Here is a 26404-nt window from a genome sequence, read left to right as displayed (position 1 = left end):
CGGCCACACGCGCCCGTGGCCGACCGCCACGTCGGCGCGGGGCTACAGGCCGGCCGCGATGATCTTTTCGATGTTCCGTTCGGCGAGCGCCGTGATGGTGACGAACGGATTGACGCTGGTGTTGCCCGGGATCAGGGCGCCGTCGATGACGTACAGGCCCGGGTGGCCGTGGAGGCGGCCGAGGTCGTCGGTGGCCTTGTTCAGCACCGCGCCGCCGAGCGGGTGGTACGTGAGGTGGTCACCCCAGATCTTGTAACCGCCGAAGAGGTCGGTCCGGTAGATCGTGCCCTCCTTCACGTTGATCTTGTCGAAGATCGTCTTGGCCATGGCGATGGACGGCTGTTTCCAGGAGGTCTGCCAGTCGAGCTCGACCCTGCTTGCGGCGGCGTTCCAGCTGAACCGCGCGCGGTTGGGGTTCCTGGTGATGGACAGGTAGAACGAGGCGTACGTCTCGATGCCGGTGGGCAGGGGCGCGACCTCGGCGAACGCGCCGCCCGCGGCCCAGTTGTCGATGCCCGCGCACGGGATGCTCGACTGGAGCGGCCCGGTCGGATCCCACATGTGGTTGGCCCGCCCGCACATGACGTTGCCGTTGTCGCCCCAGCCCTTGCCCACCTCCGCGTTCAGGTTGGGCAAGGCGCCGGTGGCCTTCAGCTTGACCAGCAGCTTGCTGGTGCCGACGCTGCCCGCCGCGAAGAACACCCGGTCCGCGGTGACGGACTTGGTGGCCGTGACGCCGCCGCCGGTGTCGATCTGCTCCATGACGACGGTGTAGCCACCGCCGCCCGCCGGGGAGACCGACGTGACCCTGTGCAGCGGCGAGATGCTGACCCTGCCGGTGGCCTTCGCGCGGGCCAGGTACGTCTGCTGCAGCGACTTCTTGCCGTGGTTGTTGCCGTACAGGATCTCTCCGGCCAGCGCCGACTTGGTGACCGAGCCGGCCGCCTCCCGCGCCATGTAGTCCCAGTCGTACACGTCGGGCACGAAGACGAACGGGAAGCCGGAACGCTGGGCGTGCTTACGTCCGACCCGGGCGTACTGGTAGCACGCGGCGGTGTCGAACCAGGCCGGGTCGACGGTGCCGACCCCGAGCCCGGCGTTGGCGCGCGGGTAGTAGACGTCGTACATCTCGTCGGCGTTCACCGACGGGAGGACGGCGCCGAAGTTCTCGCGCCTGGGGGTGACGGCCATGCCGCCGTTGACGAGCGAGCCGCCGCCGACGCCGCGGCCCTGGTAGACGGTGATGCCGCCGAACTCCTCGGCGTCCAGGATTCCCGTGTAGCGGGGGATGTTCCGGTCGATCGGGAAGCCGAGGAAGTTGCTGAGGGGCTGCTTGGTCTTGGTACGGAGCCAGTAGGACCGGTAGTCGGGGGCGGTCGTGTTGCAGAAGATCTTGCCGTCGGAGCCCGGGGTGTCCCAGGCCATGCCCATCTCGATCATGTGCACGTCCACGCCCGCCTGGGCGAGGCGCAGGGCGGCCACCGAGCCGCCGTAGCCGGTGCCGATCACGACCACCGGGACGCGGGCGCCGTCGGCGATCGGAGCCGCGGCCGCGGCCGGGACGGCGCGGAGCCCGAGGGCGGCCGTCCCCAAGATAGAACCAGTTCCAGCGATGAATCCGCGGCGCGATACCGCCGCTGCCCCTGTCCTACGCGCGGTACTGTCACCCATGTGACTTACCTCACTTCCACTAGGTGAAACAGGTTCTATATGTTTCGGCCGTGTTAAGCCACGGTCTACGCAAAGGTAACTTGAGTTCGATCACGCACTCGGAACGGCAGGTCACGGCGCGTCCACGGGCAGTGCGGAGTGCGACCGGCCGGTGACCTGTTGACAACCCCGGCCCGCCACGAGAAGGTCCCGGCCGTGGAGATCGCCAGCCTGACGCCAGCCGAGCGCCGCGTGCGGTGGGCGTTCCCGCGCGGAGAGACGGTCGACTTCAGCCGTCCCGGTGACGACGCCCAACACGGCGGCTCGTGGGATCCGGAACGCACCGTCCGCGCACACGTCCTGCGGACGCTGCTGCTCAGAGGCGAGGCCGCGGAAGGCGAGATCGCCGCACTCCGGGTGACGGGCGCCCGCGTCACCGGCACGCTCAACCTGCACAACGCCGACGTGCCGTACGCGATCCGGTTCCACGCGTGCCACTTCGAGGCCGAACTCATGCTCTACGGCGCGGACATCCGCCAGCTCAGCCTCTCAAGGTCGTACTTCCCGGGTCTGGAGGGCACCGCCCTCAACGTGGCCCGGATCGTCCACATGTCCGGCTGCCGCGTCCCAGGCCGGCTACGGCTGGGCGGAGCGCGCCTTGCCGGTGCGCTGTTCCTGGACGGCGCGCACCTCGGGGACGAGAACGCTCCGCAGGAGGGAGTCCTGGAGCTCAACCACACGACCGTGGAGAACGACGTCGTCGCCACAGATCTCGTCGTACACGGCGAGACACTTCTCGACGGAGCCACCATCTCGGGTTCGCTGACTCTCAACGACGCGGTCCTTCGGTATCCCGGCGAGACCGCGCTGAACGCCCAGACCCTGGCCATCGGCTCGGATCTGCACGCGCGGAAGATGGAGGCGGCAGGCCGGGTCAACCTGCGCGGTGCCCGCGTTCAGGGCCAGCTCAATCTCGCCTACGCGCGCCTGTCCAATCCGGGAGGCATGGCGCTCCGCGCCACCAGCGTGGTCGCAGGGGAACTCTGGCTTCGCCGCACAGCACCCATCGAGGGCACCGTGACCCTTCGGCGGTCCCAGTTCGACATGCTCTTCGTGACGCCCGAGGTCTGGCCGGAGTCCGTTCAACTCGACGGACTCACCTACGGAATTCTGAATCCACGGCTCCCCGCCCACGAACGCCTGGAAGTCCTGGAACGCGAAGACGACGGCTACGTTCCGTACAACTACGAACAGCTCGCGGCCGCGTACCGCCGCATAGGAGACGACGACGCGGCCCGCACCGTACTGCTCGCCAAGCAGCGCCGCCGCCGCGGCACGCTGCGATGGCCGCTCAAGCTATGGGGCTACCTGCAGGACGCCACAGTCGGCTACGGCTACCGCCCCATGCGCGCTGCGGCCTGGCTCGTCACCCTGATGCTCATCGGCTCGGTCGCCTACGGCCTCCATCACCCGGCCCCGCTCAAGCCAGGTGAAGCCCCGGCTTTCAACCCGGTCTTCTACACGCTCGACCTGCTTCTCCCCATCATCGACTTTGGCCAGGAGAAGGCGTACAAGCCGGAGAACGCCTACCAGTGGCTCTCCTACTCCCTCATCGTCACCGGCTGGATCCTCGCCACCACGATCGCCGCAGGCATCACGCGCGCCCTGAGCCGCCAATAGATCTATCCTGGCCCCGTGGATTGGGTGGAGCGCGTACTCGGCATCCGCCAATACGCACGTCACGGCGGACGCGCCCCGCACAAACCACTCCTCCTCCTGCACGCCCTGGGCCGCTTCCAGCGTGAAGGCGACGCGCCCATCCCGTTCTCGGCCGCCGAGGACGCGCTCAACCGCCTGCTCCGCGAGTTCGGCCCGCCGCGCAAGACGAACCCGGGCTACCCGTTCCACCACCTGGCGAACGACGACCTGCTGTGGGTCGTGGAAACGCCGGACGGGGCGGGCAGTCCCGGGCCGTCGCTGCACGGCGACATCTGCCAGGAGACCGGGCTCGACCTCGACGGGGCCGACCTGCCCGGGCCCGCCGTCCAGGCGCTGCCCGCGCGCGACCCCGGCTTCCGCCCGCAGGTGCTTGAGGCGTACGACTTCTGCTGCGCGTTCTGCGGCTACGACGGCTGGCTGGACGGTACGGCGGTGGGCCTGGACGCCGCGCACCTGCGCTGGCACGCGTTCGGCGGCCCCGACGAACTGGTCAACGGCCTCTGCCTGTGCGCGCTGCACCACCGGCTGCTCGATCGCGGCGTGCTCGGCGTGACGCCGGAACGGACGATCGCGGTCTCGCGCAAGTTCGTGGGCCGCGCCGCCACCACGACCGCCCTGGTCCACGATCTGTCCGGACGTCCCGTACGTGACCCGCAGACCGGCCTGCCATCCCCTGAACCGGACCACATCGACTGGCACACCAACCAGGTCTTCCGGTCGCCTGCCCGCGCACCCGCCGCCTGAGCCGCGGTCGCCCGTGCAGGGCGTTCAGCGCTCGACCCGGGTGCCGGCCGAATCCAGCGCGGGCAGATAGCCCAGCCGGTGCCCGCGAGCCGTCGGGTGGTAGGAGTCGGCGATCGGAATGCTGACCGAACGCAGCCATCCGTGCCCCGAACAGAGCTCGTGGCCCGCGAACTCGTCCCGTACGTCGGAGAAGACGAACCGGGCCCGCGAGGCGGCCGCCGCCACGGTCGCGACGAGCGAATCGGCGCCGCGATTCAGCGCGACCCGCTTGCTCCTGGACATCCCCGCACAGTTGTCGACGATTTTGTAGAGCCGTGGATAGCCGAGCACCACGACCCGGGCCGTCGGCGCTTTGCCGCGGATCGCCCGATAAAGGGCGTCGAGGCGATCCGGCAGGGTGGTCGCCATGTATTCCTCCGCATCGGACACCGCCTTCCTGCAATCCCCCGACGACCGAAGCACACAGGTCTCCATCACCCGGGCGAAGCCCGCGTCGTTGCCGCCTGCCGTCACGGTGACGAGCGTCGTGGCGCCGTCGAGCGCGCCGAGCTGGCCGGTGAGCACCCCCGTCGTCCTGGCGCCCGAACACGCCACGAACTTGAAGGACGTCAGGGTCTGCCGTGCCGCCCACAGCCGCGGATAGGCGTTCGCGCTGCGCTTGCACCCGCCGGAGTCATAGGAGCCGGCCCCGGTGCCCGACGCGTACGAGTCACCGAGCGCCACATAGTGCACTTCGGCGCGCGCCGTACTGTCGGCACAGGCGACGGATCCGGAAAGGAAGGCGACCGTCGCGACGGCAGCAGAACAGAAGCGGGGAGCGCGCATCGGAACTCCGCGGGAGACGGATGAATTGTGTCGATCCGCTTATACCCCCGCCCCGAATCCGGGAAGCCTCCAATACCCCGAATAAATCGCCGCTTTCCCGCCCCACAGTGATCAACTTTTAATGGCGGAGATCTCCGGCCGGCAGCAGGGCAGGCGATTGAGGTCTCAAGGGCCATGGACGGGCGGGGCCTCGCTCGCGTATGTCTGAGGGTCGCGACTTCGGGGAGGCGGTCGTGCGACAGCGGACAGAGGTCGGCCCCGGCAGGTCATGGCCGACCGGCACGTTCCTGAGCAGGCTTGACGAGCGGACCCGGGCCAGGCTTCTCGACCTCGGGCAGCTCCATCCGGTGCCGCCGCAGCGGGCACTGGTGCGCCAGGGCGATTCCGGCGGGTCGGTCTGGTTGCTCATCGACGCTCTGGTGAAAGTGAGCGCCCGCGTGGAGAACGGCACGGAGGCACTGCTGGCGTTGCGCGTGAGCGGCGACCTCATCGGGGAGATGGCGGTGCTCGGCGAGCCGGTGCGGTCCGCGACCGTGACGACCTGCGGCCGCGCGGTCGTGAGCCAGATCAAGGGCGGCGCGTTCATCGACTTCCTCCAGCGGCATCCGGCGGTGGCGCTGACGCTCAACGAGATGACGATCGAGCGGCTCCGGTGGTCGAACCAGCGGCGCCTGGACTTCGCCGGGTACGAGACCGGCCGATGCCTGGCCCGCGTGATGCTGGCCCTGGCCGACCGGCACGGGCAGCCGTGCGCGGAGGGCATCGACCTCGGGATCCCGCTGACGCAGGCGGAGCTCGGCGGGCTGGTCGGCGCCAAGGAGGCGACCGTGCAGAAGGCCCTGCGCGAGCTCACCGTCAAAGGCCTGGTCGCGACGCCGGGACGGCGACGCGTGATCATCACCGACCACGCGCTGCTCCGCGACTTCGCCGACCTGTCCCCCTCCGGACAAGTTCCGGCGAACCCGGATTAATCCGGCTACGACCCTCCGGTGGTCGCCGACGCTGTGCGTCAGTGAGATCACCTGGAGGCACGATGCACGATCATCTCGTTCCCGAGTACCGGGTCCTGTTCACGGTCGACATCGAGGACTACAGCGGCCGGAACGACACTGAGCAGCAGGTGCTGCAGGCCGCGCTGAGCCGGATGCTCGACGACGCCACCGACGCGGCCGCGCTGGACCGGCGGTCATGGGAACGGCAGAACGGCGGCGACGGCGTCTACGTGATCCTGCCGGCGGGCACCGGCGTGACGCCGCTGATGGACACGTTCGTACGCGAGTTGGACGCCGCGCTGGGCGCCTACAACAGGCGCCGCCACGACGCCGCGTGGAGCCGCCTGCGCCTGCGGATGGCGGTCCACATCGGTCCCGTCCACCTGAACGGCGCGATGGGCTGGCCCGGGCAGCACGCGATCCAGCCGGCACGGCTGCGGGACTCCGAGCCGCTGCGCGCCGCGATGGCCACGCTCCCAGACGCCGACCTCGGCGTGATCGTCTCATCGGAGATCTACCGCGACTACATCACGCAGGGATTGGGAGAGCCGCGGCCCACTCTCTTCCGTCCGGTACGCGTGGCGGTGAAGAAGCAGTCGTACGTCGCCTACCTCTACGTTCCACGCTTCAACCTGCACGCCGTCGACACCCTCTCGCCGTACGCGCCGGATCGCGGCACCGAAGGCGGCGACCCTCCACCCGCCGCACGAACTCTGGCACCCCCACTGCCGGCCGGAAGCGGCGGCGGCCACGTCAACGTCGCCTACGGCGCGGGCGACGCGTTCACCGGAGACAAAGTCGGCGGCAACAAGAACACCTACCACGGGGACCACCACGATGGCTGACGACGAAGCCGCTCCCGAGTCCGCAAGGGCGCAGGAGCCGGACGAGGGGGACGCGGCCGACGATCTGCGCACGCCTCCTGAGGCGAGACTCAGCGCCACCGAGCAACGCAGGTTCGCCGAACAGCTCCGTGAGCTGCGTACCGACTTCATCGCCGAAGCGAGCTCGCGTAACGCCGCCTACGGACCAGGCGACGCGTTCACCGGGGACAAGGTCGGCGGCGACAAGCACGTCTACATCACCGGCGACAAACGGGACGGCTGGATCGTCTCTCCGGTCGCAGCCGAACGCAGGCGCGACATCAGCGTGCGCTTCGCCGGGACCCCCGCCAAGGAATCATTGATAACCCTCCTCGACCAGAACGTCGTCGCGGTCCTGAAGGGACCGCCCGGCACCGGCCGCAGGACCACCGCCCTCGCCGCGCTCGCGCACCGCCAGGACGAACTCCGCAGCCTGCGCGCCCACGAGTCCCCCGCGCTCCTGGAGAAGAGCAAGCTGCAACCGGGCCACGGCTATCTGTACGACGCGACCGGAGCCACCTGGACCAAACGTCTCACCGAGGCGGACATCCTCGGCTGCAGCGAGATCCTCACGGCGGTGGGAGCCCGCCTGGTCATCCTGGTCGGCTTGGACTCCGACACCAGGGCGCTCCCCGGCCTGGTCGCGGAACACGTGCAGCCCGACCCGTGGGACGTTCTCAGGTGCCAGCTCCTCGACCGGCTGCCGGCCGGGCAGGACGTCCAGGCGGTCATCGACCAGGTCACCATGCAGCTGTCCAGCCCCGCGGACGCCCGCGAACTCGCTCACGCGATCGTGAACGGCCTGCCGCGTGGCCGGACGGTCGAGGAGGTCTGTGCCGAGATGCTCGGCCCGCTCCGGCTGAAGGCCCGCGAGGTGCTCCGGCAGGAGGAGGACGAGAAGGACCTCGGACGCCGCGCCTTCGTGATCGCGGGCGCGGTGCTGGACGGCAGCCCGACGGTGCAGGTCTGCCGGGCGGCCTATGACCTTGCCAAATTGCTCTTCAAGGTGGAGAAGCAGGGCAAGCGCGCCCGGCTCGGCCTGCTGCCGTTCGCCGACATGCTCGACGACTGGCTCGGCCACGCCGGCGAGCAGCCGTCCTACGTCGTCCAGGAGGTCGACCGAACACTGTCCTTCCGCGCGGGCTTCGCACCGGCCGTCCTGGACGCGGTGTGGCTCGACTACGTCGTGGCGCACAAGGCGCTGCTCGAATGGCTCACGGGTCTGGCCGAGGACGAGGCGGGCGATCCGGTCACGCGATTGAGGGTGGCGCAGGCGATCGCCTGGTTCGCGCGGTACGACTTCGAGTTCGTTTACAAGGAGTGCATCAGCAAATGGTCCGGGAGCGGCTCCGAGGCGTTGCACATGGCGGCGGCCTGGGCCCTTGAGGCGATCGCGGCCGCCTACCCGTCCAGGCATCCCCGCGTGGCGAAGCTCGCCTGGGAGTGGGCCAAGGAGCCCAACTTCCGGCTGCGGTCGACCGCTGTACGGCTGTTCGGCACGCTACTCGGGGCCGAGGCCGCCGATGAGGCCCTGCGGGCGCTCTACGCTCTCGCGTGGCGTGACCCCCTCTTCCTGAGCAATGCCGTACGCGACAGCGTGGTGGAACTGTTCAGGGACGCTCCCGGCACGGTCCTGCGCGAGCTCCTGGGCTGGAGCAGCTCCCCGAAGCCGCTGCTGTGCCAACTGGTGGCCGCCACGCTGGCGCGGATCGCCCTGCTGCCCTTTACCGAACGGCCGACGCTGCTTGTCCAATACGCGCAGGATCCAAGCACCGTAGGCGAACTGTGGCTCCGCGTACTGACGTCGCGTTCCTGCGGCCACGAACCCTGGAACGCCCTCCGCGAGTGGGCGAAGGCAGGAGTCGACTTCGCGGATTTGCGTACCCACCTCTATGCCGAGCCAGCGCTGCGGCCACGGCTGCGGTTCTACGGGCTCGCCCCGGCCACCTCATCGAAGGAGTCGTCAGCATGAGCACGCTGCGAACGGACTGCACCCATCACGGTCCGGTCCAGAAGGTCCAGCTCCACCCGACTGCCGGCGTGCGGCTGTGGAGGTGGCTGCGCCGGACGGGAGACGAGACCCGTGCCGTCCACTGGCCGGACTCGTTCGACTTCAAGGTGCCGGCGATGGGCGACGGCTACGAGTTCTCCGTCAGCGCACATTTCACGTGGTGCGTCACCGGCCGGGCGCACGGCGAGGCGCTGGTCCGGCGCGCCCTCGACAACCGGACCGCGCTGCTCGAACGGCTCGTCGCCCGCGTCCGGGGCGTGTCCCGGCTCTTCCCGCCGTTCGAGGCCGGCGACGCCGAGGCCCGCGTCCACCAGACGATCGGTGAGGTGTTCGGCGGCACCCGGCTGACGTTCGTCTCGGCGGCCGGGTCGGACGGCGACGCCCGCCCGATCGAGCATCGCACCGTGCTCCGCCTCGACAAGCCGGTGCGCAAGGCCCAGCGCGAGGCCTGGAGCAGGCGGCAGGAGGAGACGAACCGGCATGAGCTCGCCCGGTTGCTGGCGTTGCAGTTCGGCGAGCGACGGGAACTGTGGCACGACTTCCTGGAGAGCGGCCGGAACGACTGGCGCACCCCGTACGCCGTCGCCCTGGCAGACGATCCCGAGTCCGTCGACGAGATCGTCCGGCGGATGACCGAGGATCGCCGCACCCAGGCCAAGGAGCTCGCCGACCATGTGGTCAGCACGGCCAGTGCGTACGACAAGATGGACGCCTTCGACCTGATGCTGCACAACGACCGGGTGCTGCGCCATCTGATGGAGCTCATGGGCGTGCCCGGGCTGCCTCCGCCCAACCCCTCGCCGTTCGACGAGGCCGGTGGCGGGGGTGCCCGTGGGGGCGCTAGCGGCGGAGGAGGGTGAGCATCTGGGTGATCTGGGCCGAGCGGGAGCGGGCCACGCGGTCGGCCAGGTCCTTGGCCTGGGGGTTGGTGCCCGTGGCGGCCTCGCGGCGGGCCAGCTGGAGGGCGTCGTCCTGGTGGGCGATCAGCATGTTGAGGAAGGTGCGTTCGAACGGGGCGCCGGTGGTCTCGCCCAGCCGTTCTATCGCGGCCTCGCTGGTCACGGGCATGCCGCCGTGCGCGGTGTGCGAGCCCGCCGGGGCGGTCGGCGGACGCCGCCACGAACGCAGCCAGCCGGCCATCGTCTTGATCTCGCTGATCTGGGTCGTCTCGATCGCGGCGGCGAGCGTGCGGACCTCGGGGCGGGCGGCGCGGTCGTGGGCGAGCCGCGCGATGCGGACGCCCTGGCCGTGGTGCGGGACCATCATCTGCAGGAACATCACGTCGGCCGAGTTGAACGTGCCCGGCGGGGGGTCGTCACGGCAGCCGTTGACCAGGAACAGGCTCGGCGGCAGGGCCAGCGCCATGCAGATCGCGAGTCTCTTGAGGCCGCGTTTCATCGTGCCCTTCGGATCATCGTGCCCTTCGGGTGTTCGTGGTCGCCCCGGTGCCGGGCCCGCGGGGGGGCGGTCGGCGGGCCCGGCACCGAGGCAGGTCTCAGGCCGCCTGCCAGAGGGACGGGGTGTTCGGCGGCTCCCAGCCGGGGAGTGCCGTGTGCGGTTGCAGGCAGCGGTAGGAGGTGCCCTGGTAGGTGACCTGGTCGCCGCTCCTGTAGGCGGCGCCGGAGGCCCAAGTGCCGCTCGGCGGGGTGGTGGGCGGCGTCGTGGGCGGCGGGGTGGTCGGTGGTGGAGTGGTCGGCGGCGGGGTCGTGGGCGGCGGGGTCTCGTTGCCGCCGCCGAAGTCGACGTCGGAGCAGGTGTAGAACGCCTCGTTGCTGCCGACCACGCGCTGCCAGATCGAATAGATCAGGTGGCGGCCGGTCCGGGCCGGGATGTTGATCGTCCAGTTGGTGAACGTGGTCGGGTTCTGGTTGTTGAACGTCTGGAGGTGCACCAGGTCCGACCAGCGCAGCGGCTGCGACGGGCTCCAGCCGGCGCGGGTGATGTAGAACTCGAAGTTGCTGTTGGAGTGCGGGGCGCTCGCGTGGTAGGTCAGCCTGAGCGGACCCGCGGAGATGCGCTTGGCGGGCCAGTCGGCGCGGACGAGATCGAGGCCGCGGTACTTCTCACGGCCCGCGCTGCACAGTTTCCCGTCGGGGATGATCTGCCGGTGCCGGCCACCGGCCTCAAGGAGGGAGACCTCGTTCCAGTCGTAGAACGCCTGGGTGCCGCCCGCGGCCACGGCCGCCTTGCACGCGTCCGACTTGGGGTTCTCGGGGCCTTCCTGCTTGCAGACGTACACCCGGCTGGGCGGGTCGGAAACGGTGCCGTGGGCGCCGGCCGGAGCCGCGGGGAGCAGGACGGCGACGATGGTCGAGACGGGCAGAGTGGCGGTCACCAGCGCGACTTTTGACCTGGTTCGCATGAGGTGCCTGATCTCCTGTCTGGAGCGGGGCGGATATCGCGGGAGGGTGTCGGGGTCGCAGGGAGCATCGGATGTCAGGGCAGGGCGTTGAGGAACGGCTCGTGGTTGTTCATGAACTCCCAGTTGAAGTAGCGGTCCCAGTTGATGGACCAGGTCATCAGCCCGCGCAGCGCCGGTGACGTGCCGCCGCGCAACGTGTAGCCGCCGCAGGACTGCCCCTTGACCAGGCAGTTGAGCGCCTGGTGCACCTGGGCGGGCGGTGTGTGGCCGTTGCCCGCGCTGGTCGCGGCGGGCAGGCCGAAGGCGATCTGGTCGGCGCGCAGGCCCGGGAACGTGTGCCCGGTGTTCGCCACCGGGAAGCCGGCCTTGACCATGTCGGTCATCGCGATGTGGAAGTCGGCTCCGCCCATCGTGTGCCACTGCTCGTCCAGGCCGGTGACGGGACCGGAGTTGTAGTCCTGGACGTGCAGCACGGTGAGCGCGTCGCGCATCGCGTGGATCACCGGCAGGTACGAGCCGGTGCGGTTGTCGCCGCCGCCCGCGCCGCCGTAGAACTTGTAGCCGACCTGGACGAAGAACGTCTCCGGCGCCATGGTGAGGACGAACTTCGCGCCGTAGCGGGCCTTGAGCGTCCGCAGCGCCGAGATCAGGTTGACGATCACCGGGGTGGTCGGGTTGCGGAAGTCGGTGTCGCCGGGGTTGAGGTAGAGCGAGTGGCCCTCGAAGTCGACGTCGAGCCCGTCCAGCCCGTACCGGTCGATGATCTCTCCGACCGACCGGACGAACGCGTCGCGCGCGGCGGTGGTCGTCAGCTGGACCTGGCCGTTCTGGCCGCCGATGGAGATGAGGACCTTCTTGCCCTGGGCCTGCTTGGTCCGGATGGCGGCGATGAAGTCGGCCTCGCCCTCCACGTTCGGGCATTCGCTCGCCGGGCAGCGGTTGAACCGGATGTCGCCGGACGTCACGGAGGTGGGTTCGCCGAAGGAGAGGTTGATGATGTCCCAGGCGGGCGGGATGTCGGCCATGCGGATGTAGCCCGAGCCGTTGGCGAAGCTTGCGTGCATGTAGCCGATGAGGGCGTGCTTGGGCAGTCCCGTGTCGGTGCAGCCGGTGGTGGTGCCGGTCACCGGAGCGCTCTTGGCCGACTCACCGACGCTGTTGTACGCGGCGACGGTGTAGGTGTGGGACGTGCATGCCCGGAGGCCGGAGATGGTGGCGCTGGGGCTCGTCGTGGTCGTGACGGCCGTGTCGCCCTCGTACACCCGGTAGCCCGAGACCGTTCCAGCGGACGCGGTCCAGGAGAGCGCGATCGAGGAGTCGCCGACCGCGCCGAGCCTGGGCGCCCCGGGCTGGCCGGGCACTCCTGGCTGGGGATCGCCTCCGCCAGGGCCGTCCAGCTCGACGTCGTCTGCGTTGTAGGTCCCCGAGCCGTACCACCCGTGCACGAACACCTGGGCCGAGGTCTGGCTGGAGCCGGTGGTGAACGACAACGTGAGCTTGGTGTAGGCGGTGGCCGACGGTGTCCAGGTGGAGGCGCCGCCGTTCACGCCGAGGTAGACATAGCTGCCGCGTACCCAGGCCGAGAGTGTGTAGGCGGTGCTGGGTTTCACCGTGACGGTCTGGCTGCAGCGGGCGTTGTCGCCGGACGAGGCGGCGGCAGCCAGGGCGTACGAGCCGGTGTGGACGGGGTTGCCGACCACAGAGCCTGTGCCGCCCGAGCACGTCCACCCTGACAGCGAGCCGCTCTCGAAGCCGGAGTTGGTGAGGATGTTGGCGGCGTACGCGGAGGGCGTCGCGCCGACGAGGGCCGTGGCCGCCAGGGTGACGGCGATCGCGAGCGCGAGGAGGCGTCGTGTCCGGTTCATCGCGTTCCTCGTCGGCGGGAGCGTGCCTGAGTTCATCGCGTTCCTCGTCTACGGGAGCGTGTCGAGGAACGGGCCGACGGTGCGGGCGAAGCCGCCGCCGTTCGTGACGTCCCAGTTGACGGACCAGGTCATCGCGCCGCGGATGTCCGGGTAGGTCCTCGACGGCTTGAACGTCCCGCAGTTCGTTCCGCGGGCCAGGCAGTTGAGGGCGTTGGTGACGACGGACGGCGCGACGACACCGCCGCCCGCGGCACCCGGGCCGGCCGGGAGCCCGAGGGCGACCTGGTCGGGTCGCAGCCCGTTCTCCAGCTGGATGCACGCCAGCGCCGTCAGGAAGTTGATCGTCCCCTGGCCGTGCACCTGCTGGTCGCAGCCGAGCATCGAGCCCGAGTTGTAGTACTGCATGTGCACGACGGTGAGGATGTCCTTGATGTTCAGCGCGAGCCGGAAGTACGAGCCGCCCGTCGACTGCATGTCGATGGTCTGCGGCGCCATCGTGATGATCAGGTTGGCGCCCGCCTTGGCGCGCAGCTCGCGCAGGGCCTGGGCCATGTAGGTCGGGTTGAGCCCGTTCTCCAGGTCGATGTCGACGCCGTCGAAGCCGTAGCTCTGCATCAGCCCGTACACACTGTTGGCGAACGCCGACGCCGCCGCCGAGCTGCCGACCTGGATCGCGCCGCGCTCGCCGCCGACCGAGAGGATGACCTTCTTGCCGCGGTTGTGGAGCGTCTGGACGTCGGCCTTGAACTGCGCGTCGGTGTAGCCGCCGAGCGCGCTCGACAGGCCCGGGTCGATGCCGAAGACCACCTGGCCGGGCGTTGTGGTGGCCTCGCCGAACGCGATCGCGACGAGGTCGTACTCGGCGTTGGTGTCCGCTAGCCGCAGCTCTGTCGCCGCGTTGACGAAGTTGTGCCAGTACCCGGTCAGGAAGTGCTTGGGTAGCGGACCGGTCGCGCAGCCACTGGTGGAGCCGGTGGCCGGTGCGCTCGCGGCCGACTCGCCTTCGCCGTTGTAGGCCTTGACCGTGTAGGTGTGCGTCGAGCAGGACGCCAGTCCGGAGACGGTCGCGGTCGTACCCGTGACGGTGGAACGCAGGGCCGTCCCTTCGTAGACGCGGTAGCCGGTGACGGTTCCGCTGGCCGCGGGCCACGAGAGCGTGAGGGAGGAGTCGGTCCGCGCCGTCACGGTGGGCGTTCCGGGCGCGCCAGGTGCGCCTGGTGTGCCGGGGCCTTCGCCCGTGCAGGCGGCGCCGTTGAGAGTGCAGTTCTGCGGGGTGCCGGTCCCGGTGATGATGAAGCCGAACGAGACGGACGCGCCGGGCGCGATCGTGCCGTTGTATTCGCGGTTACGGAACGTGGCGTGCTGTCCCGAGGTCGTGAGCAGCGCGTCCCAGTACGTGCCGAGGCTCGTACCGGCCGGGAGGTCGAACTCCACCTGCCAGGAGGAGAGCGCGGTGCCGGAGCCGTTGGTGATCGTGTACTTGCCCTCGTAGCTGGACCCCCACTCGGAGGCCTTCGCGAACGTCGCGGTCGGTGCCGCGGCCGTCACCGCCCCGTAGGAACCGGGGACGGCCAGGAAGGACAGGAGCAGGGGGACGGCGAGGAGGCAGAGGCGGGAGAGGAGACGGCGCAAGATCGCTCCAAGGGCCGGTGCGGAACGCGGAACTCCCCCGAGTCGCTGATCCAATAGGAAGGTTTCCTATGAGTTTCGTTGAAGGTAACCGGCCCATCACTCCGGGGCAAGACTTCTCGGAAAGTCCAGAGAACGGACCGTGCCAACCACCCCAGGTCGCGGGCCAAGCCAGCTAGAACGGCCCGAGAATCAGCACTTGTCGCCAGCGGATTTCACATCTGCTGGCAATATCCGCCCAGCGTCAGAGGCGTACGGCAAGCTCGGCCGTGAGTCCTCGACCCTCACTGTCAGTGACCGTTGCCAGTTGGGGCGGCGTGGCCGTCCCTTTGCCGCCGTACATACGGATGCGTCACGGATCACACCGCTGAGAGCCCCTTCTGACGTCACAACCAGGCACCCCTACGCCGTCTCATCTGTGACGGACCTTCGACGAAGGACAGTGACCGATGGACGAGCGGAAGACGTTGCCCCTGCGGGCACGAGACGGCCTGGTGAAGCGCATGCGCACGCCCGCGCAGCCAAGGGGGTCATGGCGTTCGCGATCGGCGGACCACTGGTCGTTCCTCTTCGGCGAGATCGCGGTGTACGCGTTCGTGGTGCTCCTCGTCACGGGCGCGTTCCTGACCGTCTTCTTCGAGCCGAGCATGAAGGAGGTCACCTACGACGGCTCGTACGGGCCGCTGCGCGGCGTTCAGGTGAGCGAGGCCTACCGGTCGACGCTCGACCTCAGCTTCGAGGTGCGCGGCGGGCTGCTGATGAGGCAGGTCCATCACTGGGCGGCGCTCGTCTTCATCGCCGCGATCACACTCCAGCTCCTGCGGATGTTCTTCACCGGCGCCTACCGGCGTCCCCGCGGGCTGAACTGGCTGATCTGGATCGGCCTGCTGGTGCTCGGCATGGCGGCGGGCGTGACCGGCACGATCCTGCCGGACGACATGCTGTCGGGCGGCAGCCTCGGCCTCGTCCAGGGCGTGACGCAGTCGATCCCGCTGGTCGGCACCGACCTGACGGGCCTGGTCTTCGGCGGGGAGTTCCCGGGCGACGACATCATCCCGCGCTCGTACTGGCTCCACATCCTGGCGCTGCCCGGCGCGACCATCGGCCTCTTCGCCCTGCGCGGCCGGCTGATCAGCCGCCACGGCCACACGCGCTTCCGCACGCCGGCGCCGCGCCTCGGCACGTTCCAGACGGCGCGCATGGCCGCCCCGAGGGCCACCTCGGTGGCGATGTTCCTCGCGACCTGCGGCGTGCTGACGCTCCTCGGCACCTTCGTCCAGATCAACGCGATCTGGCAGTTCGGGCCGTACAAGCCGGGCGACATCACCGCCGGGGCGGTGCCGGGCTGGTACATGGGCTTCCTGGACGGCGCGATCCGGATCATGCCGGGCTGGGAACTGGACGTGGCCGGGCATCCCCTCACGCTCGCCGTCCTCGTACCCGCCCTCATCGTCCCCGGCGCGTTCTTCACCGTCCTCGCGGCCTATCCCGCGCTGGAACGCCGCCTGACCGGTGACCACAACGTCCACCACTACCTGGACCGCCCCCGCGACGCGGCCACCCGCACCGGCGTCGGAGCCGCGGGCATCACGTTCTACGGGCTCCTCTGGGCCGCGGCGGCCAACGACCAGATCGCGTACAACTTCCATCTGTCGCTGTTCGCGGTGACCTGGTTCTTCCGCATCGCGGTCTTCCTCGGGCCCGTCCTCGCGTTCGTCGTCACCCAGCGCATCTGCCTGTTCCTCACGAACCGCGAGAAGCACGAGGCTGAGCACGGCCGCGAGACAGGCCGCATCCTCATGAGCGCCGAGGGCGGCTTCAGCGAGATCCACGAACCCGTCCGCCGCGAGCTCACCGCGATCGGCTCCGACTAGTCCTTCGGCAGGATCACCCGGTAGACGTGCCAGCCCTCGGCCACGACCTCGCCATCGGTGCCCCGCACCTCGGCCTGGCAGAAAACCGTGGACTTGCCCCGCCGGGTGATCCACCCCTCCGCCACGAGATCGGTCTCCCGAGCCGCACTCAGGTACCGGAGCTGCATGTCGATCGTGAGCAGCACCGGAATCCGCTCGTACACTCCCCCGATCGCCGGAACCACCACGGTGTCGATCAGCGTGGCGATCGCACCGCCGTGCACCACCCCGGCGGGCTGATTGAGCCGCGGCCTGTACGGCAGCCTCATGCGCGCGTAGTCAACGCGGACGTCTTCAAGCTGCAACCCCACCAGGGAGCCGAAGTACGACTCGTCATTGTTGAAGAAGTCGGCGAAGAGCTTGTCGCGCCCGTCACTGAAAGGCTCGTGAAGATCCGCACGCAAGACGCGTTCCTTTCGAGGGGAGTTGCATGGAGCAACTAAGCTGATCCCCGGACTCTACCAGCAAGTAACCACAAACCCGAACGCCACTCGGCCCATCGTCACAGCACGCCGTTCTGGTAGCGGCGGTAGTCGTCGATGAGCTGTTCAGTCGGCAGGACGGGCCAGCGGGTCAACGAGCCCGAACGGCGATCGACCACGAGCAGGAAGCGGTCAGCGACGGCGCCGGGCGTGGACGGGCGTGCGATGAAGCCGTCGTCGAACTCCTCGATCGTCAAGGGCGTGCCGGGAGCACCACCGAGGTACGCGTCAGCGCGGCGCCATGCTTCCGCTCGGTCGACGGGAAGCGGGTGCACGGTGTATGCGGCGAGGATGTCGTCGGCGCCCTTCAGCGTCCGGCAGTCGGGCGTTCCACAGCCCGCGCAGGTCTCGTCGCCGTACGGATCTCTTCCTGGACGGTGCGCGCCGAGGATTCTGGTGAGCACGGCGGCGCAGGCCAGGGTGAGCCGCCGTGACTCGCGAAGGAACTCCTTGCTCGACGAGTCGAGCCGTGTCCCGCCCGGCTCGGTCAGGAACGTGTCGATGGCGACCGGATCGGCTCGTAGGGCGGTGAGCATGATCACGTCCACGCGTTCCCGCACATGGCCGTGGTGTTGTGAGGCGGTGCGCATCAGGCCGGCCATTCGCCGAAGAAGACGGCCGTGACGGTCCTGCCGTCCGCGTTCCCGTGCCAGCCCCAGCTGGCGGCCGTGAGCGAGACCGTGCGCAGGCCACGCCCGGACTCGGCGAGTCCTTCGGCGTCGCGTACGACCAGTTGCCCTGGTCCGCCCTGGTCGGCGACCGAGACGGCCACTCCCTTGCCACCGCGCATGATTTCGACGGTGAACGATCCTCCGCTCCGCCCCGACCTGGTGTGGCGGATCGCGTTGACGACGAGTTCGTCGGCCGCGAGAAGGACATCGTCGAGATACGGGCAGCCGTCCAGCAGGCCCGCGATGAACCGCCGTACGGTGATCTGCCTCATGATCAATGGGACTTTCCCCACGCGGTCAGTCCCACCTATCTGAGGCAGCCAGGTCAGAAGCTCGGCGCTGCCTCAGAATCAACGGGACGCAACACGTCCACCGGGCCGCCCGCCAAACACGCCATCGGGGCTTGACCTACCGCTGGATCTCGGTCGAATCGGCCGGAACGGCCTTCCCCTCCATCGAGGTCCCCACCGTGGCGGCCGCCGACCTGTTCGCCGCCGCCGGCGTGGACTTCGACGCCGAGGTCGACCTGGACGACCTGAGGCCGGAACTGGAACAGCTCTACGACAAGCTGCCCGCCTGCGTTCGCCAGACCTACGGGATGCAGGCGTGAGCGGACGCGCTCGTAAATGCGCTCGGACGACGGACAGGATGCGCAAGACTGCGGCACCGTTGGTGTCGTGCTCGGCTATCCATGCGCGCCACTCGCCTTGTCGAAGTGGACGGGCCCGGAGAAAGGGCGCCCTGCCGAAGTCGGCGGTCCCAGAGAAGGCCGCCCCGCCCAGGTCCTCGCCCCGTTTGTCTGTGACTAACCCATCCGGCCTCAGCGGATTGGTCTGAAGGAGTAGTAGGTGTGGGAGGGGTCGTTCCAGGAGAAGCCTGGGTCGACTAGGGCCGTCGCGCTGCCGGAGCAGTTGGAGGTGGGCCAGAGGTGCACTCTGCGATTGGTCTGGTTGGTGCCTCTGACCGCCCCGGCGCTTCCGGTGTTGTAGCAGCGGCCGACTTCCGGCTCGAACTCGATCGTCCGGAGTCCGCTGGCGTCGTAGTACTCGAAGTAGCACGATCCGCCACCGGGCGGCGGACAGGCCGGCTCCATCGCGTGAGCCTCCGCGCGCGATCCGGTCGCGGTGGCCGCGAGCGTGAGTGCGGTGGTGGCGGTGACGAGCAACAGTTGGGAACCTCTGGTGGACGAGGTGCGCATGCTGGCGTCCCTTCTGAAAAGTGGCGGGGAGCTGACGCAGTAGAGAGTTTCGCCGGACGGGGCGTCGACTAAGCTCCCCCGGCCGCCAGTGGTCACGAACAGTAAACATCGGGTCAATATCGGTGACATTCGCCCGGACATGAGCTCTCTGTTCGGCCCGCGAACGAGGCGTAGCCGTCAAGGGTGGGTAAGACCCCCGAACGCCCCGCGCGTCACCCGGCGGCCAGCGACGCGCGGGCGTCGCGGGCCCCGCTCTCCCTCACCCGTCAGTGTGTACACAACCACGATCATGCGGAGACAGCCCTCCGCTCCCGAACTGTCCTCAGCCGCCCGGTAGCGGCTCAGCGCGACACCGCCGAACCGGCTGGACTCGAAGGGGGGAAATGCTCAGTCACAGTGACACCTTGGGCGGCGCTGCAGATGGTGTGAGAACACATCTAGGCCTCGAAGGATCTGTCACTTCGCTGGGACCCGAATGCTCCCAGGCGGTGTCTGCATAGCGGGCGATGTGCGTGAGCGTGATGGGGGCCCGCACGCCATATCGCCATGGCAGCACATCGCCGGATCGTCCGACCAGCTGCGCCCGGGCCACAACATTGCAGCGCCTCGACGCCTGCCTCGACCCGCACCGCCCGCCCCGGTGGCCACGGCCAGCCTTGACGGACCCGCCCTTGGCGCCGCGACGGCTGGCGGTGTACGAGGGGCTCGCCGAACCTGAGGGCGAATGGGGTCCGGCGTGGTGCCCGACCGCACATCGAGCCGCCCGATAGACAGAGGTTGCGCGACGGATATGGAGAAGAGAAGCGCGTGTGATCATCGCGGTGGCGGGAACGGTCGGCGGCATCGGGCGTACTACGACGGCGCTGGGATTGGCGACCGCAGCCACGGCGGCTGGGGCTGATGTCGTCGTCGTCGATGGTGACCCTCAGCACGATGGCGATGCAGCGGCGCGCGGCATCACGGCACTGGCTCAGATGCTCGGGCACCAGCCGCCGCTGCGTGTGTTGTCGTTGACAGCGGACGAGACCATTCGATGGGCCGCCGGGCAAGGGTCCGCCACGCAGGTCAGCACTCTTGACCTGCCCGGCTTCAACCAGCAATCGGTCTTGGCCGTGGCGCACGCGGTGGTGGTTCCGGTCCCTGAAGGCGACATGAGGACCATCGGTTCGCTGCTGCCATTGCGTTTTCGGATGGTGACCGCCGAGAGCGGCGCGCCGGTCTTCGTCCTCGTCCACAGCGTCCAAGACGTCAGCGGCGGCCCCGACGATACCTGGAGGGTTGCCCTGTCCGGCCTTGGTGTTCAGCCGCTGGACTCACGACTCCCCTACTCAACGCGCATTGCCCAGGCCGCCCGCTCGCCCTGGTCCAGCGACTGGACAGCTCTTGCCGAGGAATACGCACCAGTTTGGGCGGAACTTCGTAGTCGCCTGGGCTTGGCAGATGCACCGGCAGCTGTGGGCCCATGAGAGGACCGCGCACCGATGGCGGAAGGAAAGGCAGGCTTGGTACCCGTCCGTTGTTCCGCTGGTCAGAGCAACAACTAGCCCCTCTACACACGCGACCACCCACGCTGCGGGACTACCGCTGACTCCAGCACCGAGCCTCCTCGCCAGGCCGGCACGCCGCAGCGGGTGGAGGACTTGTCGGTGTCGTGCGTGGCCGCGGTGGCGGCCGAGCCGGAACATCGGTCCGGCCTGTGGTGCGGCTATTTGAGGTGGGTGTAGCTCGGGCTGAGTGAGCCTGTGAGGTGGGCGGTTGTGGTCTGGGTTGTTTGATCGCGAGTCTGGCTTTGCTGTGGGTGCGGGTGTGCGAGGCGGTGGTGGTGAGGTGGTTGTTGATGCGGTCGCCGCGAGCGTTCCTGGTCACCGCATTAGACTTCGCATATGGATCTCAAGGCCGCCACACGCATGATCCTCAGCGAGTCCGCTGACCACCCTGATCTCATGCGGCTTTCCCGTCACGCCTATGACGAGTTGTCTTCCGGCCGTCCGGTGCCGTATGCCACGTTGAGTGAGATGCTCAGGATGGCCGCCCGCAAGAATCTCTTCCCCTCGCTGAAGGGCCGGCACGGCGCCCAGGCCTTCGATGACATGGTCGTTGTGCTTGGTCGCGAGATCGACCGTCAGGCGCCGATTCCCTGCCGCTGACCCCGGGCGCCGGGGTCGGCATGCTCTCCGGGGCGAGGGCGCCGGTCAGGCCGTGAGGGCGTATCGGTCCTGGGAACGGGCTTGGTGAATGCGGTGCCGCTGGTGTTCGAGGTGATTGATCCAGTAGGCGTCCAGGTCACCGTTGCTGATCACGGCGCGTAGCTTGAGGATCGCTTCGGCTCCTGCCAGTCCCCATCTTGCGCCGGTGATCTCCAACCGGTCGCCGACCAGATGCCTGGCGGTGCCCTCGACCACTCCGGTGGCGATCGGCCAGCCCTTCTCCAGAGCCTGGTCGTAACGCAGGAATGCGCGGTGGCGGGACAGGTAACCGGCAGCGGCGTCCAGCCCGGCGCGCCGGTCGGCCGGGACGGCGGCGGCTCGGGTGGTCATGTCATCGATGACCTGGGTGAGGTTGCCGGCCAGCAGGCCAAGCACCCAAGCGGCCACCTGCTGTTCGGCGTCCGGGTCGTCGGCGGTGTGCAGGCAGCGTGCGGCGCGCCAGCAGTACTCGAGCACGTGGATCAGGTCGCAGACGATGTGGATGCGCACGCCGCGGCGGGCGGCCTCGGCTTGCAGCAGAGTGATCTGGTGCGGGTCGCCGTCGACCAGCGCCACCCAGGTCCGGGCGTGGTCGGTGTCGCGGGCCTCGGCCTGGTCGAACGCGGCGCTGCCACGGCCTCACCGTACCGGCGACCGGCCCGGCGGCGGCACCGTCATGGAACGCCGTGTCGGTGGCCGCCCGTAGCTTCGGCCTCGTATCAAGGGCCGAGCGCGCCATGTCGGCGCACGTGCGAGCTGCGAGCCCGCCCGACCACGTACCGGACCCGGTGTGCGTGAGGCTCTAGGAGGGTCACCGCACCGCTGCGACCGCCCTGGCCCAGGCTTGTGCGAGGGTCTTGTTCTGCTTGGTGTAACCCGCGTCGGTGCCCATGAACGCCATCGCCATCACCAGGCGACCCGAACGTGCATTGACCCAGGTCGTATACGCCGACACCCCCGCATCGGGCATCGCCATGGTGAGCCGGGTTCCGGTGACCTCGGCGCCACGCAGGTCCGGTAGCTGAGTCTTGGTCAGCATCCGGTTGCTCATGATGACCGTGCGCCCTTGGAACTTGACGGTCATCTTCCGCGTGCACACGCGGGGCACGCTCAGGCGCAGGGCGGCCATGTCGGCGTCCTTGGGGACCCATACCAGCGTCTGGGAGACACTGCTCATCATCGGGCCGTGGGTCACCTCCGCCGCGGGCGAGCCGTTCAGCGTGGCCGGCCATTGGCCCGGCCCTCCTGGTCCCTTCTCGCACCGTGGGTCGAGCCCGGGCGCGGGCGGGCGCGCCGATCCCTTGCCGCTGCTTCGAAGAGAGCCGTATCTCCCACTGCGTGGGCCGATCAGCGATGACTGCCCCCTCCCCGCAGGCAGCAGCGCCGCCTGGAGCTCGGCCGCGTCGACTACATCCGTCGCAGGCGAAACCGAAGCCGCACTGCCGGTCACAACCGGGCTCGACGAGGGTGAATCCTCGTCGCCACACGCGGCCACGCTGAGACTCGTGGCGGTCAATGCGGCAGCAAAAAGGCAGAAAGCGCGCATGAGGCGCGCATTCTATCCACGGACCAACCCCGCGAGTGGCCACATCGCGCCACCCTCCCGTCTACATGCCTAGGACCTTAAGAGAGGGCCTGTTCGGCGTGGGCGTGAGCGGCCCGGATGTAGGTGTCGCTGTCTTGTGTCGACAGGGTGATGGTGTTCATGACGATCAGGTAGCCGCGGGCACCGAACACGACCTGGCGGCGCGTGGTCGCGGGGCCGCCATCGACGGAGGCTGTGGCTTGGATGACTCTGGCGGTTTCGGCGATGGGATAGCTGGTGTCGGCGGTGACCTTGCCCTCTACAGTGCTTTCTGGCTGCTCGGGCGCGGACGTGCGAAAGGAGTTGCCCACGCAGTGCCGGGGAAGGCGCGCGGAGGTCAGCCGACGGCGCAGCGGGTCGGGCACGGCCATGATGAGGACGGAGACGAAGAAACCTTCATTGAGGTTGTCCCAGGACGCCAGCGCGGTCGGCACCCGCCATAGCTGCCGATCCGGGCCTCCCAGCACTGCGTGAAGGTCGTACAGGTCCTGGCAGGTGCCGGCAACGCTTGCGCCGGTGGATGGGTTGGAAGCCGGGCGCCCGATGACCTCTTCCAAGGTGCCGGAGGTCAGCCCCTGATGGCGCACACCAGCCGGAACGTGGGAGTTCGATATCCGGGGGATGATCGCCTGCCGGAGATGATCGACGGTCCAGGACCGCGTCGGCCGCGACGGCGAGGCCGTGACCGACGATGCAGGCGTCGGTGCCGGCTCTGCCGGCAGGGGGAGATCAGCGCAGCCCACCGCGGCCATCGCCACCAGCACGCCCACCAGGCCATGCCGCCGGCTGGGGATCAACATGCCGGGCACCTTACCGGCCCGCGCGCTGTACACCTCCGCCTCTCAAGCTTCGAGCATCAGCGGGCCACCACGGCCAAGTCGCCCTGGCGCAGATGAGCTGTGATATCTCAGCGCCACTCTCCATATAGAGAGCTCGAGGACGCAGCCGGTCGGTGCCGCGTACGGGATCCGCGGGCCGACCCCGGGCGGTCATCTCACATCGGGCGGCGCCGGGCCCAGCGGGGCGGCGAGTTCGTCGGTGGTCAGGCGGTTGAGGGTGGGGACGGTGCCGCCGGCCAGCATGCAGCCGCGCCGTCGACGTCGCCCGTAGTGATGGCGGTGTAGCCGCGTTCGCGCAGGTACCGGTCAAACCAGGCTTAAACGCACGATTTTTCCTCCGCACGGCGTTGGCGCATCGGGCCGCAGACCCGCTCGATCCGTCGCGACCGCCGCCTGGGGTTCCTGGCCAGCGCCCGCTGATCGGCATTGGTCAGCTGATGTCGGAGGCCGTGGGCAGGTAGATGGTGCGGCCGTAGAACGCCGTCGGGATCTAGAAGCTCGGAGCCTTGGTGGTGACCGGGGGCACGGTCGACTACGGTGGGCGTTGAGTCAGGCCGCGCACGCTCGCCGTTGTCGCCACCGCCCACGCCGGTGGTTGACGTTGTCGGTAATGGTCCGATCGGGCCCGCGCAGTCGCAGCATGCCCTCCTTCGCGGATCGTGTTCTCGAAGGCGAGCAGCGTGGACGCCCGCCGGATTGAGACGATCGTGCCGAAGAAGTCCTCCGCCGCGCGTCGCCGCCAGGCCCGTGCTCTGGCCGAGACCAAGGGCATCTCCTACAGCCAGGCGCTTGTGCTTATGGACCAGACCCACGCCGCCGCCCAAGGCCACCAGCACCCGACGATCGACATGAGCATCATCGCCGACCTGCCCTACAGCGGCGGTGCCCGGGTGTACACCGACCTGGCCGCGGGGCTGGTCGGCGCGGCCCGCGCCGGCTGTGGCCCCTGCCAGGACGCGCTGATCCCCCAGGCGCTCGGCCAGCCCGCCACCGTCGCGGCGCTGGCCGGAGCCGTCTACGGCATGTCACCCAGCGCCGGCCTGGCCGGCGAGATCACCGCCCAATGGGCCGTGCTGGCCCGCCGCGCCCACACCGCCCGGGCCGCCGGTGGCAGCGACGACGGCGCCGCGTGGGCGGCGATGGAGGCGATGCCGCCCGAGCAGTTGCATGAGGTCCTCGACGACGCGCTCGAGCTGTGCCGCACAGGAAAACGTCCGGCACAGCGAGGAGGCCCAGCGCCGCACCCACGAGCTCACCGAGCACGGGCAGGTCACCGACAGATTCGCCGCCGCCGTGGCCCAGCTCGGCGACACCAACCCCGCCGTCCAGCTCGGCGGCGTGCACATCGAGGGCCGGCTGGTGGGTCGACTTCCCCGATGATGACTCCATGCGCATCTCGCACGAGGCGACCTATCAGGCTCTCTACATCCAGGGGCGTGGAGCGTTCAAGCGCGAGCTGGTCGCCTGCCTCCGCACCGGACGCGCGCTGCGTGTCCCGCGAGCCAGCGGGCTGGATGACGACGGTGACGGGGCGTCCGGCGATGCGTTCGCCGGGGCGGCCGCCGATCCGTCGGGACGTGGAGCGGGCGTTCTGGGTGAAGATCGCCGAAGGACTGACCAGCGAGGACGCGGCGTTCGCGTGCGGCGTGTCGGGGCCGGTCGGCTCCCGGTGGTTTCGCCAGGGTGGCGGGATGCCGTCGATCCAGCTCAGCCTTCCGTCGGGCAGGTACCTGTCGTTCACCGAACGCGAGGAGATCGCGTTGTTCAAGGCTCAGGGTGTGGGAGTGCGCGATGGCCCAGGTCCAGAAGAAGGGCTTGCCGGTGTCGGGCGAGGGCGGGCTGCTGGCGCAGCTGGCCAAACTGGTGCTGGAGTCCTCGCTGGAGGGCGAGATGGACGCTCACCTGGGCTGTGCCAAGAACGACACGGCCGGGCGGAACAGCGGGAACTCCCGGAACGGGAAACGTGCCAAGACGGTGCTGACCGAGGCCGGGCCGGTCGAGATCGAGGTGCCCCGCGACCGGGGCGCCGGTTTCGAGCCGCAGATCGTCCGCAAGCGGCAGCGGCGTCTGGACGGCATCGATGCGATCGATCGTGCTGTCGCGCCGAAGAAGGCTGTCCTGAGCCGTACAGGCGCTACGCGCCCGGGTGAGTGCGGTGGCTGCAACGGCGAGGGCGTCGAGCGAAGGTGTCACCACGGCAGCGGCCGCCTCGTCGTCGAGGCGGCCTCGCTCGCCTGACCTCCACTTCCCGAGCCCGCGCAGACCGCGGGCCGTGGCCCGGTTGCGGACCGTCGTGGCGATCGATGTCGTGGTGGTTTGCGTTGCTCAGTACCGGATCGTCAGGCCTTGCAGTTGGGGGAAGAGTTCGCGAGCTTTCGTCGCGGCGCAGTCCAAGACCAGCAGTCTGCGTCGTTCACCGACGGTGGCGATGAGTTCCGGTATGTTTCTTTTCCTTTCCCGTGACGACAGCGTGTTTTCCGGCCAGGCAAGCGGCGGTCGCTGATCGCAGACGCGTGTTCATCACCTGAGTGTGCCGCTCGAAGTAGGCCGGTTCGATGTGTGAGAGATGACGGTGGTTGCAGTCATCGACCGCCTGGTTGTAGACGGTGGGATCGCCGCTGAGCTTCGCCTCGAACTGCATGGTGAGCCCGTCCACCGGGCTGAGCACCGCCGGGGTGACCTGGTACCCCGCTGAGGTGACGCAGGCGCGGTAGTGGTCCACGGCTGTGCTGTATTCGGTTTTGGGTGTGGTTCGTTTTGAAGGAGAAGCCTGATCACGCGGTGAGGTCGTACTCATCCTGGCGGCGCGTGTGGTGAACACGGTGGTGTTCTTGGGCGAGGTGGTGGCGCCAGTAGGCCAAGAAGTGGCC

Annotated in this window: 25 protein-coding genes and 3 pseudogenes; 14 read left to right on the top strand and 14 right to left on the bottom strand. The window is 69.1% G+C overall.

Annotated elements, in window-relative coordinates:
* Window positions 1-42: 42 nt before the first annotated feature.
* Window positions 43-1593, bottom strand: coding sequence for a GMC oxidoreductase (locus ABD333_RS25215; protein ID WP_344544752.1), 1551 nt, complete (start codon window positions 1591-1593; stop codon window positions 43-45).
* Window positions 1594-1866: 273 nt separating this feature from the next.
* On the opposite strand from ABD333_RS25215, the gene ABD333_RS25210 reads away from it, so the two are divergent.
* Together ABD333_RS25210 and ABD333_RS25205 are read left to right on the top strand one after the other, a co-directional pair.
* Window positions 1867-3330, top strand: coding sequence for a hypothetical protein (locus ABD333_RS25210; RefSeq protein ID WP_344544751.1), 1464 nt, complete (start codon window positions 1867-1869; stop codon window positions 3328-3330).
* Between the two features lie 15 nt (window positions 3331-3345).
* Window positions 3346-4113 (top strand): HNH endonuclease, encoded by a 768-nt coding sequence (locus ABD333_RS25205; RefSeq protein WP_344544749.1) that lies wholly within the window; start codon window positions 3346-3348, stop codon window positions 4111-4113.
* Between the two features lie 24 nt (window positions 4114-4137).
* Here the strand turns inward: ABD333_RS25205 and ABD333_RS25200 are convergent, their stop codons facing one another.
* Window positions 4138-4938, bottom strand: coding sequence for an SGNH/GDSL hydrolase family protein (locus tag ABD333_RS25200; RefSeq protein ID WP_344544747.1), 801 nt, complete (start codon window positions 4936-4938; stop codon window positions 4138-4140).
* Window positions 4939-5171: 233 nt separating this feature from the next.
* Between ABD333_RS25200 and ABD333_RS25195 the strand changes: the two genes are divergently transcribed.
* The 4 genes from ABD333_RS25195 (at window position 5172) to ABD333_RS25180 (ending at window position 9664) form a co-directional block, all read left to right on the top strand.
* Window positions 5172-5909, top strand: coding sequence for a Crp/Fnr family transcriptional regulator (locus ABD333_RS25195; RefSeq protein ID WP_344544745.1), 738 nt, complete (start codon window positions 5172-5174; stop codon window positions 5907-5909).
* Window positions 5910-5971: 62 nt separating this feature from the next.
* Window positions 5972-6775 carry a hypothetical protein gene (locus tag ABD333_RS25190; RefSeq protein WP_344544743.1) on the top strand — a complete coding sequence of 268 codons (804 nt, stop codon included), beginning with the start codon at window positions 5972-5974 and terminating at the stop codon, window positions 6773-6775.
* Window positions 6768-8765: a hypothetical protein gene (locus ABD333_RS25185; RefSeq protein ID WP_344544742.1), complete on the top strand. Its 1998-nt coding sequence runs from the start codon at window positions 6768-6770 to the stop codon at window positions 8763-8765. Before ABD333_RS25190 ends, ABD333_RS25185 begins: the two co-directional genes overlap by 8 nt.
* Window positions 8762-9664, top strand: coding sequence for a hypothetical protein (locus tag ABD333_RS25180; RefSeq protein ID WP_344544740.1), 903 nt, complete (start codon window positions 8762-8764; stop codon window positions 9662-9664). The genes ABD333_RS25185 and ABD333_RS25180 overlap by 4 nt, the downstream gene beginning before the upstream one ends.
* On the opposite strand, the gene ABD333_RS25175 is transcribed toward ABD333_RS25180, so the two are convergent.
* The 4 genes from ABD333_RS25175 to ABD333_RS25160 form a co-directional block, all read right to left on the bottom strand.
* Window positions 9645-10202 carry a DUF305 domain-containing protein gene (locus ABD333_RS25175; protein WP_344544738.1) on the bottom strand — a complete coding sequence of 186 codons (558 nt, stop codon included), beginning with the start codon at window positions 10200-10202 and terminating at the stop codon, window positions 9645-9647. The two genes, ABD333_RS25180 and ABD333_RS25175, sit on opposite strands and share 20 nt — an antisense overlap.
* 97 nt (window positions 10203-10299) lie before the next feature.
* A complete protein-coding gene (locus tag ABD333_RS25170) occupies window positions 10300-11139 on the bottom strand; it encodes a lytic polysaccharide monooxygenase auxiliary activity family 9 protein (protein WP_344544736.1) in 840 nt (279 codons plus the stop codon).
* Window positions 11140-11240: 101 nt separating this feature from the next.
* Window positions 11241-13031: a chitinase gene (locus ABD333_RS25165; RefSeq protein WP_344544734.1), complete on the bottom strand. Its 1791-nt coding sequence runs from the start codon at window positions 13029-13031 to the stop codon at window positions 11241-11243.
* 48 nt (window positions 13032-13079) lie between these two features.
* Complete coding sequence (locus ABD333_RS25160; RefSeq protein ID WP_344544733.1) at window positions 13080-14663, bottom strand: chitinase; 1584 nt, start codon at window positions 14661-14663, stop codon at window positions 13080-13082.
* A 446-nt stretch (window positions 14664-15109) separates the two neighbouring features.
* Between ABD333_RS25160 and qcrB the strand changes: the two genes are divergently transcribed.
* The gene (gene qcrB / locus ABD333_RS25155; protein ID WP_344544732.1) at window positions 15110-16534 is read left to right on the top strand and encodes a cytochrome bc1 complex cytochrome b subunit; all 1425 of its coding nucleotides are present in this window, start codon (window positions 15110-15112) and stop codon (window positions 16532-16534) included.
* Here qcrB and ABD333_RS25150 read toward each other — a convergent pair.
* The 3 genes from ABD333_RS25150 to ABD333_RS25140 form a co-directional block, all read right to left on the bottom strand.
* Window positions 16531-16977 carry a PaaI family thioesterase gene (locus tag ABD333_RS25150; RefSeq protein WP_344544731.1) on the bottom strand — a complete coding sequence of 149 codons (447 nt, stop codon included), beginning with the start codon at window positions 16975-16977 and terminating at the stop codon, window positions 16531-16533. The genes qcrB and ABD333_RS25150 overlap by 4 nt on opposite strands.
* Window positions 16978-17075: 98 nt before the next feature.
* Entirely contained in the window at window positions 17076-17657 is a 582-nt protein-coding gene (locus ABD333_RS25145; RefSeq protein WP_344544730.1) for a hypothetical protein, read from the bottom strand.
* Window positions 17645-17998 (bottom strand): ATP-binding protein, encoded by a 354-nt coding sequence (locus ABD333_RS25140; protein WP_344544728.1) that lies wholly within the window; start codon window positions 17996-17998, stop codon window positions 17645-17647. The genes ABD333_RS25145 and ABD333_RS25140 overlap by 13 nt, the downstream gene beginning before the upstream one ends.
* A gap of 131 nt (window positions 17999-18129) precedes the next feature.
* Here ABD333_RS25140 and ABD333_RS25135 point away from each other — a divergent pair, with 131 nt between their 5' ends.
* On the top strand, window positions 18130-18336 hold the full coding sequence (locus ABD333_RS25135) for a hypothetical protein (RefSeq protein ID WP_344544726.1): 207 nt from the start codon (window positions 18130-18132) through the stop codon (window positions 18334-18336).
* 210 nt (window positions 18337-18546) lie between these two features.
* On the opposite strand, the gene ABD333_RS25130 is transcribed toward ABD333_RS25135, so the two are convergent.
* Window positions 18547-18924, bottom strand: a complete 378-nt coding sequence (locus ABD333_RS25130; protein ID WP_344544724.1) for a hypothetical protein — start codon at window positions 18922-18924, stop codon at window positions 18547-18549.
* Window positions 18925-19733: 809 nt separating this feature from the next.
* Here ABD333_RS25130 and ABD333_RS25125 point away from each other — a divergent pair.
* Window positions 19734-20390: a nucleotide-binding protein gene (locus ABD333_RS25125; RefSeq protein WP_344544722.1), complete on the top strand. Its 657-nt coding sequence runs from the start codon at window positions 19734-19736 to the stop codon at window positions 20388-20390.
* A gap of 417 nt (window positions 20391-20807) precedes the next feature.
* Window positions 20808-21071 carry a hypothetical protein gene (locus ABD333_RS25120; protein WP_344544720.1) on the top strand — a complete coding sequence of 88 codons (264 nt, stop codon included), beginning with the start codon at window positions 20808-20810 and terminating at the stop codon, window positions 21069-21071.
* A 45-nt stretch (window positions 21072-21116) separates the two neighbouring features.
* On the opposite strand, the gene ABD333_RS25115 is transcribed toward ABD333_RS25120, so the two are convergent.
* The 3 genes from ABD333_RS25115 to ABD333_RS25105 form a co-directional block, all read right to left on the bottom strand.
* Entirely contained in the window at window positions 21117-21686 is a 570-nt protein-coding gene (locus tag ABD333_RS25115; RefSeq protein WP_344544718.1) for a hypothetical protein, read from the bottom strand.
* Between the two features lie 235 nt (window positions 21687-21921).
* Window positions 21922-22239 carry a hypothetical protein gene (locus ABD333_RS25110; RefSeq protein ID WP_344544716.1) on the bottom strand — a complete coding sequence of 106 codons (318 nt, stop codon included), beginning with the start codon at window positions 22237-22239 and terminating at the stop codon, window positions 21922-21924.
* A gap of 494 nt (window positions 22240-22733) precedes the next feature.
* A complete protein-coding gene (locus ABD333_RS25105; RefSeq protein ID WP_344544713.1) occupies window positions 22734-23495 on the bottom strand; it encodes a hypothetical protein in 762 nt (253 codons plus the stop codon).
* Between the two features lie 1206 nt (window positions 23496-24701).
* On the opposite strand from ABD333_RS25105, the gene ABD333_RS25100 reads away from it, so the two are divergent.
* The 4 genes and pseudogenes from ABD333_RS25100 to ABD333_RS25085 form a co-directional block, all read left to right on the top strand.
* A complete protein-coding gene (locus tag ABD333_RS25100; RefSeq protein ID WP_344544711.1) occupies window positions 24702-24914 on the top strand; it encodes a hypothetical protein in 213 nt (70 codons plus the stop codon).
* Window positions 24898-25038 (top strand): annotated as a pseudogene (locus tag ABD333_RS25095) (IS30 family transposase); the annotation flags it as partial. The gene ABD333_RS25100 and the pseudogene ABD333_RS25095, both read left to right, overlap by 17 nt.
* 10 nt (window positions 25039-25048) lie before the next feature.
* A pseudogene (locus ABD333_RS25090) lies at window positions 25049-25324 on the top strand (helix-turn-helix domain-containing protein); the annotation flags it as partial.
* A gap of 1 nt (window position 25325) precedes the next feature.
* Window positions 25326-25616, top strand: a pseudogene (locus ABD333_RS25085) (transposase); the annotation flags it as partial.
* Window positions 25617-25947: 331 nt separating this feature from the next.
* Here the strand turns inward: ABD333_RS25085 and ABD333_RS25080 are convergent.
* A partial coding sequence (locus tag ABD333_RS25080) for a hypothetical protein (RefSeq protein ID WP_344544707.1) occupies window positions 25948-26404 on the bottom strand: 457 nt, incomplete at its 5' end.

It is taken from the genome of Actinomadura fulvescens, assembly GCF_039533225.1.
In the GTDB taxonomy this organism is placed as follows: Bacteria; Actinomycetota; Actinomycetes; order Streptosporangiales; family Streptosporangiaceae; genus Spirillospora; species Spirillospora fulvescens.
The sequence above is the reverse complement of the archived record's forward strand: the minus strand, read 5'-3'. Positions and strand labels throughout refer to the sequence as shown.